This is a genomic window from Bradyrhizobium sp. NC92, from assembly GCF_025200865.1.
GTDB lineage: Bacteria > Pseudomonadota > Alphaproteobacteria > Rhizobiales > Xanthobacteraceae > Bradyrhizobium.
On the sequence record NZ_CP104171.1, the window covers coordinates 6,659,595 to 6,674,923 of the forward strand.

Consider the following 15,329-nt stretch of genomic DNA (forward strand, 5'->3'; position numbering starts at 1 on the left):
ATTTTGCCCATTCCCGGCCATGCTTATATCGGCTTGACCCGAATGTCATGCTAACCTCGCCGCCATGATGAAGATCGACAAAGCCCCGGTGCCCCTGATCGTCCCCAATCCGGACGATCCACGCCTGACCCAGAGCGTGACCGGCACCGACCAGACCGGCGCCAGGGTCGAGATCAAGGTGCCGATGGAGCGGCCGCTGACGCTCTATTTGAACGCCCAGGAGATCGTCACCATGATGACGATCGGCGACTACCCCGAATATCTGGCGCTCGGCTACCTGCTGAACCAGAACATGCTGAAATATAATGACGTGGTCACCGAGGTCGAGTACGACGACGACCTCCAGGTGGTCGTCGTGCGCACCTCACACCACACCAATTTCGAGGCCAAGCTGAAGAAGCGCACGCAGACGTCCGGCTGCGCGCAGGGCACCGCCTTCGGCGACCTCCTGGAGGCGGTCGAGAGCGTCGCGCTGCCCAAGGCGGAGCTGCGCACCTCCTGGCTCTACCAGATGACGCAGACCATCAACACCATGCCCTCGCTTTACCTGGAGGCCGGCGCGATCCACGGCTGCGTGCTGTGCAAGGAGGGCACGCCGCTCTGCTACACCGAGGATGTCGGCCGCCACAACGCCGTCGACAAGATCGCGGGCTGGATGTACCGCCACGGCGTCGACGCTTCCGACAAGATCCTCTACACCACCGGGCGCCTCACCTCGGAGATGGTGATCAAGACCGTGCGCATGGGCATTCCGATCCTGGTGTCGCGCTCCGGCTTCACCGCCTGGGGTGTCGATCTCGCAAGACAGGTCGGCCTGACGCTGGTCGGACGCACCCGCGGCAAGCGCTTCATCGTGCTCGCAGGCGAAGAGCGCATCGTCTACGACCAGAACCTCACTTATGTCGAAGAGGAATCGGCCAAGCACAAGCGCAAGGGTGAAGGCGGTGACGACTGACATGTCCGCGGCGCGTGTTCCGCCGACCCTTGGCGTGCTGCTCGCCGGCGGGCTGGCGCGGCGCATGGGCGGCGGCGACAAGCCGATGCGCACCATCGGTGGCCGCACCATTCTGGAACGCGTGATCGCGCGTCTCTCGCCCCAGTGCAGCGAGCTGATCCTCAACGCCAACGGCGATCCCGCCCGCTTTGCCGCGTTCGGCTTGCAGGTCGTCGCCGACGACGTGCCCGGCTTCCCCGGCCCCCTCGCCGGCATCCTCGCGGCGCTCGACTGGACCGCGGCGAACCGGCCGGAGATCGAATGGGTGCTCAGCGCCGCCGGCGACTGCCCGTTCCTGCCTCGCGACCTCGTGGCGCGCCTGCATGAGGCGCGCGCGCATGAGAACGCACAGCTCGCGGTCGCTGCATCAGATGAGCAGTCGCATCCGGTGATCGGCCTGTGGCGTGTCGCCTTGCGTGAGGAGCTGCGCCACGCCCTCGTGGTCGAAGACCTCCGCAAGATCGACCGCTGGACCGCGCGCTATCCGCTCGCGACAGTGACCTGGCCGACCGAGCCGGTCGACCCGTTCTTCAATGCGAACACGGTCGAGGACATTGCCGAGGCCGAGCGGCTGGCGACGCTGGATGACCATCCTAAGCCGCTGCGTTGAGCTGCCGTGAACCCGACCGAGCTGGGGAACGACCAATGATCGGTACGTTGTCCCCGGGATGAACCATGGCCGACTCTCTCCTTGATGTCGTCTTCGATGTCGTCGATCTTGCGCTCGATGTTTCGGATGTGATCGATCGCACGAAGCAGCTGAGCAAGCCTGACACCGTCGAGGTTCCGCCCGATCCGAAGCCGTTGCCGGCCGCCGCGCAGCGTGCGCTGGCCGAGGCCGAGGAACGGAAGCGCAGGCGCGAGCAATCCGATCAGGCCGCCAGCGCCACCGACCAGGCGTCGCAACCGTAGCCCTCGCTGATATCTACGCAGGCCGGAAACCCGCGCGCTCAAGTGCGGCGCGCGCTGCGCTCGAGCCGAGCGCATCGAGAAAGGCCCGCACGGCCGGCCGATCCTTGCGCGCGGTCACCAGCGCGAAATCGTAATGCTCTTCGGCCAGCGGAATGAAACCGAGGCCGCCGGCGTGGGCGACCGGCGCAATGGTCATGCCCCAGTCGGCGCGGTGCTGCGCCACGGCCGCCGCAACCGCATTGTGCGAACGCGGCTGGTTCCAATAGCCTTCCGGCCGGACGCCGCCGAGCAGCCGGTCGATCAGGATGCGCGTGCCGGCGCCCTGGTTGCGGTTGACCATGATGCAGGTGGGGTCGGCGAGCGCAGCCGCAACAGCCTCCTTTGCGCTCAGGCCTTCGAAACGTTTGTCGCCCTTGCGGAAGACAATGCCCTGCATCCGCCGCCAGCCGGCGACGAGCTCGAGTCCTTCGACGAGATAGGGCGTGTTGTAGGTCTCGCTGCGATCGTCGAACAGATGGATCGGCGCGAGATCGCATTCGCCGCGCTTGGCCGCCGCCAATCCTCCAAGGCTGCCGACCGCGATTGAGCGCACGGTCAGGCTGGCATGCGCGAGCTGTGCGGTGACGAGATCGAGGCCGGTGCAATGGCTGCCGACGATGACGAGATCCGGCACGCGCACATGCGGCGTGAACAGCGTCACCTCGGTTTCGGTGCCGGCCGGCATCTGGTTGGCAAGTGCGTCGATGCGCAGAAAGCCGTCCGCCTGCGCAAAGGACGTGATCGCACCAGACCCCTTGCCGGAGGGATAGGCGATGAGACCCGCCCTGCCCTGGACCAGCGAAACCATGACGAATTCGGTGCGGCCGAGCTCGGAGGCGATGCGCACCGGCACGGTCACGTTCACCTTGGCATCGGAACGCGGCGGCAGTCCGGCCATCCTGCGCAGCACCGGCACGATCATGTCGTGGAAGGTGAACATCGCCGAGGTTGGAAAGCCCGGCAGGATCACGACAGGTTTGCCGTCGCACACCGCAAGGCACAGCGGCTTGCCGGGCTTGAGCGCAACGCCGTGGGCGATGATGCCGGGTGCGCCGAGCCGGCCGATGATGCGATGAGAGAGGTCGCCCGCGCCTTTCGACGTGCCGCCCGACAGCACCAGCATGTCGGCATCCGCAAGCGCGTCGCGCATGGCGGCTTCGAGCTTGGCTTCGTCGTCCGGAATGGCGCCTAGGAAGACAGCCTCACCACCGTTTTCGTCGATCGCGGCCGCGACGATGGCGCCGTTGGTATCGTAGATCTCGGCGGGCCCGAGCACCTGGCCGGGCTGAACCAGCTCGTCCCCGGTGGAGATGACGGCAACCCGCGGTCTGTGCACGACACTCACCTCGGCGACACCGCAAGCCGCCAGCATGCCGATCTCGCGCGAGCCGATGATGGTGCCGGCGCGCAGCAAAGCCTCGCCGCGCGCGATGTCGGATCCGGCATACGAGACGAATAGCCCCGGCGAGACGGCGCGACGGACATCGATCGCATCCTGGCCGGCCGGCTGGGTGTGCTCGACCATGACCACGGCATCGGCGCCGCGCGGCAACGGACCTCCGGTGGCGATCGCCGTTGCGGTTCCGGCCGCCACCTGCAGTATCGGCGCGGTCCCGCAATGAATGGTCTCGCCATTCAGCGCGAGGCGCACCGGCGCGCCCTCGCCGGCCGCCGCAAGGTCGGCGGAGCGCACGGCGAAGCCGTCGACATTGGAGCGGTCGAACGGCGGCACGTCGATCGGCGCCGTGACATCTTCGGCGAGGGCCGCGCCCAGCGCAGCTGCGAGCTTGCGCGTTTCGGTTTGAAGCGCACGCGGGAACAAGGCCGCCTCGAAGCGGCTCAAGGCCTCCTCACGCGACAGGATCTTGAGGAACTGCTCCTGCTCGAGCGCGCTGCGGTCTGGTGATTTCGGGATCATCGTCATACCAGAACTCATATCACGCCGGCATCAGATCGGCATCGATCGGCGTACCTGCCGCAAATCCTTCGTCGCTGGCGGAAATCAGCAGCCATGCGTCCGCACGGGCGACCGCCTGGAGCGGCCATTCGCCTACGGCAAGCGGCATCCAGGCACGATGTTCCTCGGCCAGCAAAGCGATCTCCGTCAGGCCGACGCTGGAGGCGATTTTTCGCGCAAGCGGCAGCGACACTTTTCGGCGCGGCCGATGCGCCGACAAACGCTCGACGAGCGGCAGCACGAGTGCAAGCCAGACTGCAAGCGCATGATCGGGTGAGCCGGGCAAGGCAATGACGGGAACCCGTCCCAGCCGTCCGACCGCCGCCGTGCGTCCCGGCTGCAGCGCAAGGCCGTGCGCCATCACCTCGCCGCGCCGGGCGAGGGCCGCGATGGCAGCGTCCTGGCGGCCGACGCCGCTACCGCCGATGGTCAGCAGAACGTCGCAAGACGACGCATCGAGCGCATCGGCGATCGACGCTTCATCGCGCGCACGCGCTTGACGCGCTTCCACATCCAGTCCCGCCGTGTGCGCGATCCCGGCAATCATCTGCGCCGCGACTGTTCCACCCGGCACATTGACGATGCGCAGCCGTGGCCGCCTCACGGCGAGTTTCTCCACGCCCGACACGCGCGCGAGCAGCAGGTCCGCCGCACCGACGGGATGGCCTGCAGCCCCCACGGCCATGCGCGCGGCAATGTCGCTGCCGGCGCGCCTGACACCCTGCCCCGGCGCCCCCTCTGCGAGCACCTGGGCAAGCGGCCCCGACATCTCCACGGCGTCGGCATCGAGCACGCAGTCGCATCCCGCCGGCATCGTGTCACCGGCCTCGACCCATGCAGGGGCCGTTGTCAGCGGCACGGGCGAATAAGCGGACGCGCCGACGAGATCGTTGGCCGATAGCGCCCAACCGTCTACGGCCGCAATGTCGCGCGAAGGATGGGCGGCGAGCAGCGGATCGCCAGCCGCGATGCAGCCGATCGCCTCCGCCAGCGGCACCTCCACCGGCGCAACGGGATCAACGCCCCGCAACAGCGCGGCGAGCGCGGTGTCGAGCGGCGTGAGCGAGGGCGGCAGGCGCTGGGTCATGCGCCATGAGGACCATGCATCGTCCGGTTTGGCAACCGCCGGCGATGCCGGCTTCAGCCGCCCGACCTGTCCGAATTGGGGAAAAACAGTTGCTGCGCGTCGACCTTGTAGCCGGCGATCGCCGTCTGCCCCTCGGGCGACGTCAGCCAGTCGACGAAAGTCTGCGCGAGGTCCTTCTTCACGTTCGGGAACTTCGCAGGGTTCACCAGCATCACGCCATATTGGTTGAGCAGCCGCCGGTCGCCTTCGACGACGATGTCGAGATCGCCGCGATCCCTGAAGGCGATCCAGCTGCCGCGATCCGCCAGCTCGTAAGCATTGGCGGCGCGCGCGGCCTCGAGCGCCGCGGCCATGCCGGGCCCGGCCTCGCGATACCAGGCGCCCTTGGCGCCGGCGATATCGATGCCGGCCACGATCCAAAGCGCGAGCTCCGCGGCGTGGGTGCCCGAGCGATCGCCGCGCGTCACGAACGGCGCGCCCTTGGCTTCGATCGCCTTCAGCGCCGTCGCGATGTCCTTGCCCTTCACGCCCGCGGGATCGCTCTTCGGCCCGATCAGCACATAGTCGCTGTACATCACGTCGTAGCGCTTCACGCCAAAGCCGTCGGCAACGAACTTCTCCTCCTGTGGCCGCGCGTGCATCAGCACGACGTCGACCTCGCCCCGCCGCGCACCATCGAGCACCTCGTCGGCGCGCCGCGCGATCACGGTGACGTCAATGCCGGTCCTGTCGCGGAAGATCGGCAGCAGATAGTCGAGCAGCCCGGACTCCTGCGTCGCCGTCGTCGAAGCGAGGACGATTCTGCGCTCCTCCGCGGATGACGCCGCAATGCCTGCGGCAAGGCCGCAGAGGAGCACAAGTGCAACGGACAGGCGGCCCATGATCGGGTTCCCTCAGGTTTGACGCGATCATGATGATGATCGATTGCGCCGCACTCGTGACGCGTTTTTGCGTTGCCAGTCGGGAAATTTCGGCAATTTCGTCGAGACATAGCGCGCGAACGATCGTTTGGGATCGTTCACCAAAGCGAAAATCGCGCGTGCGGATGTGTTGCAAAGCAGCGAGATGATCGGGCATGGTTCCCGCGACAAAAATCTGAAATGCAGAATTCCACCTGCGTCGGACGTCAAAAAGAAGCAAGAATTTGCATAGGAATGCAGGATGGAATTCCTGACCACCAGCGAAGCCGCCGACTACCTTCGGCTCGGCGAACGCAAGCTCTACGAACTCGTCACCACCGGTGCGATCCCCTGCAGCAAGGTGACGGGGAAATGGCTCTTCCCACGGCACGAGCTCGATCTCTGGGTCCTGTCGGGCCTGGCGCGTCCGGCCGGCATGTTGATCGCCGAGCCGCCGCCGGTCGTCGGCGGCAGCCAGGACGAGCTCTTGGATTGGAGCCTGCGCGAATCCGGCTCCGGGCTCGGATCGATGAGCGAGGGCAGCGCGCGCGGGCTCGAGCGCTTGCAGCGCAACGAGGTGATGGCCGCGGCTGTGCACTTCCACGCCCTGGATGCCTCCGACAATCTCGCCGGCGATGCCAGTATGGAAGCGCTGCGGACCACGCCGGACCTGCATGATGCGGTGCTGGTCGCGTTCGTCCGCCGCGAAGAAGGCCTCGTGCTGCCACACGGCAATCCGCAGCACCTGCACAGCCTGACCGACGTGCTCGCAGCCGGCGCCCGGATGGCCACGCGGCAACAGGGCACGGGCGCGCAGATGCTGCTCGACGTGCTGCTGAAGCGTGCGGGCGCCTCGATGCGGGACCTGCGCCGCATCGAGACACCGGCTTTGACCGGCCCGGATCTTGCCGAGCTGGTTCGCGCCGGCCAGGCCGATTGCGGCATCGCGACGCGCGCCGCGGCGCGCTCGGCCGGCCTCGATTTCGTGCCGCTGATCTGGGAGAATTTCGATCTTGCGATGCGGCAGCGCAGCTATTTCCGCCCCGCCATGCAGGCCCTGCTCCGCTTCATGAACGAGCGGCGGCTGCGCCAGCGCGCGGAAGAGCTGACCGGTTACGATCCCTCGCCCGCAGGACTGATCCGCTTCGCAGCCTGACATTGACGCCTGCCCCCTATTAGTTGCAAAAGAAACCAATTCAGCCGGGCCATACCCGGAACAAGCAACACCGGCCAACGCGCCGGATCAGGGGAGGAGAAACGTGTATCCAACGAGATTTGGACTGCCCGTCGCGGCCGCACTTGCGGCAGCGCTGCTGCCGAGCGCGGCCAGGGCGCAGGTTTCCGACGACGTCGTCAAGATCGGCGTTCTCACCGACATGAACGGCCCGGCCTCGGCGCCGACCGGCCAGGGCTCGGTGACCGCCGCCCAGATGGCGATCGACGATTTCGGCGGCAAGGTGCTCGGCAAGCCGATCAGCATCGTGATCGGTGACCACCAGCTCAAGGCCGACATCGGCGGCACGATCGCGCGGCGCTGGTACGACGTCGACCAGGTCGATCTGATCGTAGACGTGCCCGTCTCCGCGGTTGGCCTCGCGGTGCAGAACGTCGCCAACGAGAAGAAGCGGCTGTTCATCACCCACTCCACCGGGACCGCGGATTTCCACGGCAAGTTCTGCTCGCCTTACGCCATCCAATGGGTGTTCGACACCCGCGCGCTCGCGGTCGGCACTGCGGACGCCGTGGTCAAGCGCGGCGGCGACAGCTGGTTCTTCATCACCGACGATTATGCCTTCGGCCATTCGCTGGAGCGCGACGCTTCCGCCGTCGTCACCGCCAATGGCGGCAAGGTGCTGGGCTCGGTGCGGCCGCCATTGGCAACGCCCGATCTCTCCTCCTTCGTGCTGCAGGCGCAGGCCTCCAAGGCCAAGATCATCGGCATTGCCGCCGGTCCCCCCAACAACATGAACGAGATCAAGACCGGCGCCGAGTTCGGCGTGTTCAAGGGCGGCCAGCAGATGGCGGCGCTGCTGGCGCTGATCACCGACATCCACGGCCTCGGCCTGCAGGCGGCGCAAGGCCTGCTGCTGACCACCTCGTTCTACTGGGACATGGACGACAAGACGCGCGAATGGTCGAAGCGCTATTTCTCCAAGATGAACAGGATGCCGACGATGTGGCAGGCCGGCGTCTATTCCAGCGTGATGCACTATCTCAACGCCATCAAGGAGACCGGCACCGACGATCCGCTGAAAGTGGCCGCCAAGATGCGCGAGAAGCCGATCGAGGATTTCTTCGCCCGCAACGGCAAGCTTCGCGAGGACAATCTGATGGTGCACGATCTCTGGCTGGTGCAGGTGAAGACGCCGGAGGAGAGCAAATATCCGTGGGACTATTACAAGATCCTCACGACCATCTCCGGCGACAAGGCATTTGGTCCGCCGGACCCGGCGTGTGCGATGGTGAAGAAATGATGATCGCTTAAAGCGATCGTCATCCCGGGGCGGTGCGGAGCACCGAACCCGGGATCTCGAGATTCCGGGTTCGCGTCTTCGACGCGCCCCGGAATGACGGTCGCCTCAAGCGACCGTCACTTCACCACCCCGACCTCGCGAAAATACTTCATCACGCCAGGATGGATCAGCTCTGCCTTCGGCGCGGCCGCGACCGTGTTTGCAGCCGTGGTCTCGCAGGCCTGCGCGAGCTTCTTGCAGAACGTCGTCTCCACGCCGTGCAGCGTCTTGGCGAGGCGATAGGCGATGTCGTCAGGCAGATCCTCGCGCGTGAGGATGAAACTCCAGGAGCCGAGCGAGGCGATCGGCTCGGTCTGCTTCGGATAGGAGCCCGCCGGCACCGTCAGCGGCTTCAGGAACGCATGCTTGGCGCGGATGCGCGCGATCTCGTCCGCTACTGGCGCGATGAAGCGCGCGCCCGATGCGCTCGCGGCGACCGCGGCAAAGCCGGGCCAGCCGATGCCGGCGCCCCAGAGCGCAGCGACGCGGCCGTCCTCGACCATCGCGGGGCCGTCGCCGGCGCGGTCGAGATAGATCGCCTTGAAGTCCTCATCCTGCTTCAGCCCGAGACCATCGAGCACATAGCGCGCCAGGATCGGCAGGCCGGAGCCCTTGGCGCCGAACGCGACGGGCTGACCGACGAGATCGCGAATCGTCGTGTAGGGGCTGTCGGCGCGCACCACGAACATGCCGGGGTTGGAATAGATCGCGGTGAGGATCTTCAGGCGCACAGGCGCGCGGCCGATGCCGGCGAAGGCTTCATAGGCCGGCTCGCCCGCGACCAGCGCGAGATCGAGCTCGCCCTTCTCCAGAAGCGGTATGTTCTCGTTGCTGCCCTTGGTGTTGCGCGGCGCGATGGTGAGATGCGGATCGGCCGCGTTCATCACCTCCGCGAAGGCGTTGCCATAGAGCGGGAAGCCGCCGCCGGGCGTCGCCGTACCCAAGCTGATCGTCGTGGTCGGAATGGCCGTGCCTCCGGTCTGGGCGGCGGCGGGGCTGGCGAGCAGCGCCGCACCGAGAATGATCATCGCGAATCTCATGGTCGCTCCTGGCGGACCTGCGTCAACACCGACTTGCGGCGATGTAGGCAGCGACCTGATTCTGTGAAAGCATGCCGCGCAAAGACAATAGAACAATGGGAGATGTCATGTTGCGAATTTTGCGTAAGGGTGTTTTCTGCCTCGCAGTCCTCTTGGGTCTTTTCAGCGCCACCCCTCCCGCAGCCGCCGGCTATCCCGACCGTCCCGTGCACTGGCTGATCGGCTTTGCCGCCGGCGGCCCGGTCGACATCGTGGCGCGGATCATGGCGCAATGGCTGTCGGACCGGCTCGGCCAGCAATTCATCGTCGAGAACCGCACCGGCTCCGGCGGCAACATCGCCGCCGCCGCCGCGATCAACTCGCCGCCGGACGGCTACACGCTGCTGTTCGTCGCGCCCAACAACGCGATCTCGACCTCGCTCTACAAGAAGCTGCCGTTCGACTTTTTGCGCGACACCGTGCCGGTGGCCAGCATCATGCAGCTCACCAACATGCTGGTCGTCTCCAACGCGTTTCCGCCGAAGTCGGTTCAGGAGTTCATCGACTATTGCAAGGCCAATCCCGGCAAGATCTCCTATGCTTCCTCCGGCAACGGCACCTCGGTGCACATGTCGGCCGAGCTGTTCAAGGTGATGACGAAGTGCGACATGGTGCACGTGCCCTATCGCGGCTCGGCCATCGCCTTCCCCGACATCATCTCCAACAAGGTGCAGCTGATCTTCGACAACCTACCCTCCGCCATGGAGCAGGTGAAGGGCGGCAACGTCCGCGCGCTAGGGGTGACCTCGCCGCAGCGCTGGCCGAGCGTGCCCGACGTGCCCGCGATCGCCGAGACCGTGCCGGGCTTCGAATCGGTCGGCTTCTACGGCATCTCCGCGCCGAAGGGCACGCCGAGCGAGGTGATCGAGATCCTCAACAAGGCCGTCGGCGAAGCATTGAAGGACCCGAAGCTGGTGGCGCGCCTCACCGAAGTCGGCGGCCTGCCCAAGCCGATGGCGCCCGCCGAGTTCGGCAAGCTGGTCGCGGGCGAGACCGAGAAGTGGCGCAAGGTGGTCGAGTTCGCCGGGGTCTCGGTGGACTAGGCGGCGGCCCCGCCGCCGAGCTCGCCCGCACCACGTTTAAGGGGGCCGAAAGGCCCTCTCAAACAAAATTGCGAAAACAACCCCATGCACAGTAGACCAGGCCAGTGATTTCAATGGGTTACAGCCCGCATCGAAAAAACCTTCGAAACGGCGGTTTGCTTCGTCGGGCAAAACAGAGTTATACAGGCATCATCGCAAATTTCGGTTATTCGGAAATGATCCATGATGCCGTGCCGGCGTTCCCATCCACCAGAGCCAGCATTGCACCCCCGCCTCCATCCCTGTAAACGAACCGCGCACCGTTGCCGGCCGCGCTTAGCCGCGGTCGCCTCGCGGCGGGGCCTGTAGCTCAATGGTTAGAGCCGGCCGCTCATAACGGTCTGGTTGCAGGTTCGAGTCCTGCCGGGCCCACCAATAAAATCAAAGACTTACGAGGAGTCGTTTCGCTTCATCGGGATCACCGCACCAGAAACCGCACCAGAAACGTGCTCCTTTCGTTCGCCGGCTGGTCCCCGCTTGGCTATTTTCTCAACCGCATCGGACAAATAGTCGGGATGGTGATGGCCGTACGTGTTGAGTAGCACCTCGAGCGACATTCCGAGATAACCTGCGGCCTGCCAAGGATCCGCACCTCTCTGCATGAGCCAAGTCGCTGCGGTGTGCCGCAAAGTGTGAGGTGAGATTCCTGGACCAATTCCGGCAAGCCTAACGGCAGTCCTGAATGCCGTTTTTACCGAGTTCACAGGCTTTGAGTTGTACTCGACAAAGTGCTTTGCCTCTGGATCAATCCGATGCCAGCGCCGCAGGTGAGCAAGCAAGCGCACCGGGATCGGCACAGTCGGCTGTCGCTTGTTGGTTTTCGCGGCGCCCTGCTTCAGACGGTAATAGCGACCTCGCTCCAGATCCACGTATGAGCGACCAAGCGCTGGGATAGGAGATGCAGCTGCGATAGCCCCCGCACGGGTGCCGCTGTAAATTCCCAATAAGATGAAGCGAGCAAGATGTCGGAGTGGGCGTTTGCTCGTTGGGACCTTTATATCAATCAACGGCTGACGCGAGCCCTTCTGCATTTCGCGATAGCGCCAGCAGGTCCAGATCAGTTTGGCCGCATCGCTGCGCGTCAACCACTTGTCTCTCGGCTCCCCCTTCTCAGGCAGAGAGACCTTCACGATTTCCCGATGATACCCTTCGTCTGCATGGTGACCGATGGCGGCACGGAGATCTTCAAGGTCTCGGCGAGCACCGCCCCTTTGGCGACGTTTTTTGGTGTAGGAGCGACATGCTTCACCATTGACCTCGCCAAGCATTTTTGCGCCCCACCAATCATTCAATCGTTCGATTCGCTTCTTGAGCTTACGGACGTCGGGGATGGTATCTTCGTTTTCGAAGTGGACATTGAAGCGACTGCGAAGCTTGTCTAGTTGCGCATCCAAATAAATCGAGAGGACATCTGCAATTGCGATATCGTCTATGTGCCGAACTCGTCGCTTCGGGGTGTGCTTGGAGGTTATGTAGTCCCTTAGTCTTTCTTCTGCGACCGCAATCTCATCTGGAGCGCAGCCTGTGCTGACATCCCGTCCGTTGTCTCTGATGATCCATGTTGCTTGGTGAGTGACCTTTCCGTTTTTATCGCGGCGGGTGGCCTTGAGCTGGAGTCTGGCGCCCTTGCTTCTTCGCGGCATAGCTCTCGCATCCGTTCGATATACGCCAGCGTTGTAAATTCCTTGCCGGCAATCTTCTCGATGATCAACCGGCTACGATCACGCTCACGGCGCAATCCCGCGACAGTCATTCCTCCTAGAGGAAACGCTCTCTTCACGGCATCAGCAAGGCGAAGAGGTGTATCAGGTGTAATTTCAGGTTGCGCTCGATCTGGCATCGACGCTTTTCAGCTGTGGTGGAGCTCATACGAGCAGACCAATCATCATTTGCAGAGACTTACATTCGCATAAAGTATCCACTCTCCTGCATCGCATGATTGGGCACGTCCTCGCTCAAACGATCAGGAAAGCGTAGAACAGAGAATGGATCGGTCCCTGTGAAGGGGACTTGGGCGCCAGGGCTTCTGTACAAGGGAGTGCTCCCATTCACTTGTGGCTTTGGTCACCACAATCATCCCGCGGCAGGACGAACAAATTTCGACAACCGATGACTGAAATTCCACTCTTGGCCCGCCCCCTCGATCTGACTCAAGCCTCTTGCCGGCCAAAAAGCGTCTGACTGGCATTCCCTCTGCCGTGGTCCCCTTCCTGGCGATCTGCCGACGAGGCCATTGCCTCGGTTCATATGTAGACCGCGCCGCACTGACTAGATCGGTGAGAATCGCGCATGCCCGTTTATGCCTCCGCAAAACAGGTCCCTCAAATTCGAACTAGGCCGCTAAAGGTCGGAACAGATCAGCGCCGGAGCTGCCTGCTGAAGCGGCCTTACTGCCCCAGCTCTCCGAGGATTCGGTCACGGTCTGCGATGTGCTGCATATGAGATTCGTAGAAGTTATCGAGCAGCTTTTGGGCCTGGGTCGTATCATAGCCATTGCGGACAAAATTCGCGACCCTCTGCTCTTGCTCTGCAATGTGCCGGGTTACTTCGGTCGACATGCCGCTCGGCTTCGCCTGAATGACGAAGCTGCATTGACCGATCCATGTGCTTTCCTTTTTTCGGTAGGCGGCAGCGCGATGGGTGGCCGCCAGGGCCTACGGGAAGAGCCTCGGCCGTTGATGCGCTCGTATGGCATTCTCCGAAGAACTACGGGCACGGGGGCGGCCGGAGGGTTTATTGCATCGCCTAAGGGTAATGGCTCTTGAGCCCTGTGCCCCAAGAACGTATCCGGCGGCTTATGGGTTTTGAGACCCTTCACTGATTCCGCAATGTCGTTGCGAGCTTCTTCGACGGCTTTCTTGTCGCACAGTTCATGCGGGCGGAAAAAATGAAAACTCCCGAAGGCGGCGTGGTCGCCTCCACGAGAGAGTTGGTGGACGTGCCTACACTAAAAAGTAAATTGGATCAGCAGAGCAGGCCAGGTGCCCAATGGTGCGTAAGAACATCCCGCGAAACCGAAACACAGGCTCGCCACCGTGAACTGGCGGGCCGCCCGTTAGTGCCTCACCTGGAGCTGCTCCAATCCCTCCTCGATCACTCGGAGATCATCAAGTAAAGCATCCCGAGAGTCAGTTGGATTAATGCCTGATGTGGACCGTAGCTGCTCGAGCAAGTGGCGCCGAAGGTCTCGCATATTTTCCAAGGCTTGCCGGTTCTTCAGACGAACATAAGCCGAAACGATCGATTCAATGCTTGTTGCCAATGGGTAGGTCCAAATACAAAATTCTAAAGTAGGTTGCATCGTAGCCCATTGGAGAAAACCCGCAACCCGACGTCATTACAGAATTCGGTGACATCAGGCCCAAGGTGTCCTTTGGGACGGGGCCGCGGGGGACATACGCGGCCTTGTCCTTTGGGAGAAGGCCGGCCCAGCGCCCCCCGGCGGTGCCTTCCCCGAGGCTGGACTCGCGGCCGGAGAAAAGGTGCCCCTCGCCTGGCAGCCGCTCCAGGACAATTCAGGCCTGATCTGACAGCTGGAGTGGCTGGGCCGTCGGCCTTCCACAATGGAATTCAGTACCCGCCTCGGAACCACGCCTTTCGCCTGACCCAAGTCGGCACGGCTCACTGTGGGGCTCCACGCCATGTCATTGACTTCGCTCACGAACACTGGAGTATGATTGGTCCGGATGGCTTACGTCGGCGATATTCAAGGCGCGCTCCACGTCCGTTTTCAGAGCTATTTTCTGAGCGAGCGTCACCCTGGGCCAAGCCCCCAGCAGGACGAAGCACCACCCGATTCCGCGCCGCCCATACTCTTCGATCTCGTTGACGTTAGCGGACGTTCCCTGCCGGATGCGGTACCGCTTCCCGGTATCGCATCCTAGGACGTCGAAGTACCCCTTCGTATCAAACTCGAACCTTTGCTGGGGCGAAAGCCAAGTACGCAGATCTCGTAGCGCACGCGCCTGAATCGTTCTATCGTCCTTAGCTGCCTGATACAGCCTACCAGCCGCCACGCTTCGAATGGGCCACCGGCCGACGTGACCAATCTTTCTCTTCACTTGGTGATCACCCGCCGACCAGCCGAGGGACGAACAACGTCTCTTCGGCGGTCGGATCGAAAGAGGTGATCCTGGAAGTGCCTGCTGTCGCCGCTGTGATCCATCACGATTTGCGTCGCCATGATGAGGCTCCCGATTGCGTCTAAAAGGAATGTGGAAGCCCAGAGCTCGTTCCTAACTTCGCAAAGACGCCCGTGAGACTTTCCATCGCGCGGCATCATCGGCCCGGGACGGCGTATCCGCCTGATAGGATGTGGCTTCTAGTCATTGCTCAAGTGGATATCTGCGATCGCGGCGGCGTGGCGGAGTAGTTCTGGGCTGAAAGCGAACGACAGGCTACTGTTTTCTCGTCCCGCAGGCCTCGTCACCGGCAACATCATCCGAAGCGCCCAGTTGCTGCAGGCAACGGAATCGTGCCGATCAATTCTGGAACGGGGCTCTTGCACTTGTCCCGGCTGCTTCTATTCGTGTGTCTTGCTTAGCGAAACGGCAAGTGCAGAAGGTCGCTCTGCGCTATAGCTGATTTCATTCCCTGCAATGGCGTTAATCTGTTATTTGAAGCGCACGCCGGAGCCGGAGTAATTTCGAGGATCGTAAGATGGGTGGGGCCGGCCTCCCCTAACCCGCAGAACATTCTGTCCGTCGGTCGTGGTCTCGTCACCTGGTCCGTGCCCTAGGAAGGAAGCATGGCTGCAGCGTTCGACTG

Annotated in this window: 12 protein-coding genes and 1 tRNA gene; 7 read left to right on the plus strand and 6 right to left on the minus strand. The window is 63.5% G+C overall.

Going from position 1 to position 15,329, the window contains the following annotated elements; genetic code table 11:
• Positions 1 to 64 precede the first annotated feature (64 nt).
• The 3 genes from fdhD to N2602_RS31315 all read left to right on the plus strand — a co-directional run bounded on the left by fdhD (position 65) and on the right by N2602_RS31315 (position 1,906).
• A complete protein-coding gene (fdhD, locus tag N2602_RS31305) occupies positions 65 to 955 on the plus strand; it encodes a formate dehydrogenase accessory sulfurtransferase FdhD (RefSeq protein WP_172785700.1) in 891 nt (296 codons plus the stop codon).
• Position 956: 1 nt separating this feature from the next.
• Complete coding sequence (gene mobA, locus N2602_RS31310) at positions 957 to 1,604, plus strand: molybdenum cofactor guanylyltransferase MobA (protein ID WP_172785942.1); 648 nt, start codon at positions 957 to 959, stop codon at positions 1,602 to 1,604.
• Between the two features lie 65 nt (positions 1,605 to 1,669).
• Positions 1,670 to 1,906: a hypothetical protein gene (locus N2602_RS31315; RefSeq protein ID WP_172785699.1), complete on the plus strand. Its 237-nt coding sequence runs from the start codon at positions 1,670 to 1,672 to the stop codon at positions 1,904 to 1,906.
• Between the two features lie 13 nt (positions 1,907 to 1,919).
• Here the strand turns inward: N2602_RS31315 and N2602_RS31320 are convergent, their stop codons facing one another.
• From N2602_RS31320 to N2602_RS31330, 3 genes are read right to left on the minus strand one after another with little or no spacing between them, the layout of a single operon-like run.
• Positions 1,920 to 3,869, minus strand: a complete 1,950-nt coding sequence (locus N2602_RS31320) for a molybdopterin biosynthesis protein (protein ID WP_260380489.1) — start codon at positions 3,867 to 3,869, stop codon at positions 1,920 to 1,922.
• Between the two features lie 13 nt (positions 3,870 to 3,882).
• Complete coding sequence (locus tag N2602_RS31325; RefSeq protein ID WP_260380490.1) at positions 3,883 to 4,989, minus strand: molybdopterin-binding protein; 1,107 nt, start codon at positions 4,987 to 4,989, stop codon at positions 3,883 to 3,885.
• A gap of 53 nt (positions 4,990 to 5,042) precedes the next feature.
• Positions 5,043 to 5,870, minus strand: a complete 828-nt coding sequence (locus tag N2602_RS31330; protein ID WP_172785696.1) for a substrate-binding domain-containing protein — start codon at positions 5,868 to 5,870, stop codon at positions 5,043 to 5,045.
• A gap of 280 nt (positions 5,871 to 6,150) precedes the next feature.
• Here N2602_RS31330 and N2602_RS31335 point away from each other — a divergent pair, with 280 nt between their 5' ends.
• Positions 6,151 to 7,044, plus strand: coding sequence for a helix-turn-helix transcriptional regulator (locus tag N2602_RS31335; RefSeq protein WP_260380491.1), 894 nt, complete (start codon positions 6,151 to 6,153; stop codon positions 7,042 to 7,044).
• Positions 7,045 to 7,147: 103 nt separating this feature from the next.
• Positions 7,148 to 8,362: an ABC transporter substrate-binding protein gene (locus N2602_RS31340; protein WP_260380492.1), complete on the plus strand. Its 1,215-nt coding sequence runs from the start codon at positions 7,148 to 7,150 to the stop codon at positions 8,360 to 8,362.
• A 116-nt stretch (positions 8,363 to 8,478) separates the two neighbouring features.
• Here N2602_RS31340 and N2602_RS31345 read toward each other — a convergent pair whose 3' ends face one another.
• On the minus strand, positions 8,479 to 9,441 hold the full coding sequence (locus N2602_RS31345) for a TAXI family TRAP transporter solute-binding subunit (RefSeq protein WP_260380493.1): 963 nt from the start codon (positions 9,439 to 9,441) through the stop codon (positions 8,479 to 8,481).
• Between the two features lie 107 nt (positions 9,442 to 9,548).
• Between N2602_RS31345 and N2602_RS31350 the strand changes: the two genes are divergently transcribed.
• Entirely contained in the window at positions 9,549 to 10,523 is a 975-nt protein-coding gene (locus N2602_RS31350) for a tripartite tricarboxylate transporter substrate binding protein (RefSeq protein WP_260380494.1), read from the plus strand.
• Between the two features lie 338 nt (positions 10,524 to 10,861).
• A tRNA-Ile gene (locus tag N2602_RS31355) sits at positions 10,862 to 10,937 on the plus strand.
• 14 nt (positions 10,938 to 10,951) lie between these two features.
• On the opposite strand, the gene N2602_RS31360 is transcribed toward N2602_RS31355, so the two are convergent.
• Positions 10,952 to 12,205 carry a site-specific integrase gene (locus N2602_RS31360; RefSeq protein ID WP_260380495.1) on the minus strand — a complete coding sequence of 418 codons (1,254 nt, stop codon included), beginning with the start codon at positions 12,203 to 12,205 and terminating at the stop codon, positions 10,952 to 10,954.
• Between the two features lie 744 nt (positions 12,206 to 12,949).
• Positions 12,950 to 13,120 carry a hypothetical protein gene (locus N2602_RS31365; RefSeq protein WP_260380496.1) on the minus strand — a complete coding sequence of 57 codons (171 nt, stop codon included), beginning with the start codon at positions 13,118 to 13,120 and terminating at the stop codon, positions 12,950 to 12,952.
• Between the last annotated feature and the right edge of the window lie 2,209 nt (positions 13,121 to 15,329).